At 44.8% G+C, this 1,615-nt stretch carries 1 protein-coding gene; it reads right to left on the reverse strand.

Annotation, left to right across the window (positions count from 1 at the left end; genetic code table 11):
* Positions 1–412: 412 nt before the first annotated feature.
* On the reverse strand, positions 413–1,540 hold the full coding sequence (ald, locus tag LD39_RS16925; RefSeq protein WP_035550303.1) for an alanine dehydrogenase: 1,128 nt from the start codon (positions 1,538–1,540) through the stop codon (positions 413–415).
* Positions 1,541–1,615 lie beyond the last annotated feature (75 nt).

Raw genomic sequence — 1,615 nt, forward strand, 5'->3', positions numbered from 1 at the left:
TTCTTTCAGCTTTAAATAATTGGGATGCGATGGCCTCACTCGGCGGGCGAGCATTTTCAGGGTGGCGAGGTGACGTGGGAATTTTCTTGTTTTTACTATCAATAGAATCACTCCTTTGCTAGAGATAAATTAGACATAAGTCCGCTAGAATCCTTTTTATTACAATAAAATGAAAAGTAGGAGTGATCCTGAGCCGAAAATCTAAAAACTATCAATCAGGGGGGGGGTGAAAATCAACGAATTGCAGCGCTTTTTCAATCACCTTAATCGAAAAATCACCGCCGATCTAGACTAAATCACCCACGGAGCTAAGAATCAATCCCATTAGTATAAAAATCAACGAATTATCCCTTTGAATCACCCACCCCTGATCAAAAAAATCCTCTCCATAAGATATGGAGAGGATTTTTGGTTAAGCGTGAGCAGGCTGCTTAAATGCTTCACGTACCGGTATATATTCATAGCCAAGATCACGAGCGACAGCTTCATACGTAAGCTTGCCGTTTACAGTATTGACGCCTTGCTCGATAGCTGGATTTTCAATTGCTTTTGTTACGCCTTTAGACGCGATTTGAATAGCATATGGGATCGTCACATTCGTCAAAGCGATCGTTGCTGTGCGTGGAACCGCCCCTGGAATGTTTGCGACTGCGTAATGAAGCACGCCATGTTTTTCATAAATCGGATTATCGTGAGTTGTGATGTGATCAACCGTTTCGAAGTTTCCGCCCTGGTCAATCGCCACGTCAACTATGACAGATCCTTCTTTCATGGATTTGACCATGTCTTCGGTTACGAGTTTTGGTGCTTTTGCTCCTGGAATGAGAACTGCACCAATGACAAGATCTGCTTCTTTTACGGCTTCAGCAATGTTAAGCGGGTTGGACATAAGCGTTTGGATGTCCGATCCGAATTGATCATCAAGTTCGCGCAGTCGATCAGGGTTCAAATCAAGAATCGTTACATGAGCACCGAGTCCGATGGCGATTTTTGCTGCGTTCGTTCCGACAATTCCGCCGCCGATGATGACAACTTTACCACGTGATACGCCAGGCACGCCGCTTAAGAGAATACCTTTTCCGCCATAGGATTTCTCTAGATATTGAGCACCGACTTGTGTCGCCATTCGGCCGGCCACTTCACTCATTGGTGTCAAAAGTGGAAGCTTATTGTTGGCAGTAACCGTTTCGTATGCGATTGCTGTCACTTCGTTCTCTAGCAGTGCTTCGGTCAGCTCAGGTTCTGCTGCCAGATGAAGGTAAGTGAAGAGGATGAGGCCTTTGCGGAAGTAGCCGTATTCAGCTGGAAGCGGCTCCTTCACTTTCATGACCATCTCAGATTGTGCCCAAACATCGGAAGCGCTTTCAATAATTGTGGCACCGGCTTCTTTGTACTCTTCGTTGGTGAAGTTGCTGCCTTCTCCTGCATTCGCTTCGATGAGGATCTTATGGCCAGCCTTAATCAAGTTGACAACGCCCGATGGAGTGATCGCCACTCGGTTTTCGTTGTTTTTAATTTCTTTTGGGATTCCGATAATCATGTTAAAGGTCCACCTTTCGTTTGTTGTTGTAACGAAAGTATAGCCTGCCTTTTTTCATTTTTGTTTAGTGAAATA

This window comes from Halobacillus sp. BBL2006 (assembly GCF_000786645.1).
In the GTDB taxonomy this organism is placed as follows: domain Bacteria; phylum Bacillota; class Bacilli; order Bacillales; family Halobacillaceae; genus Halobacillus.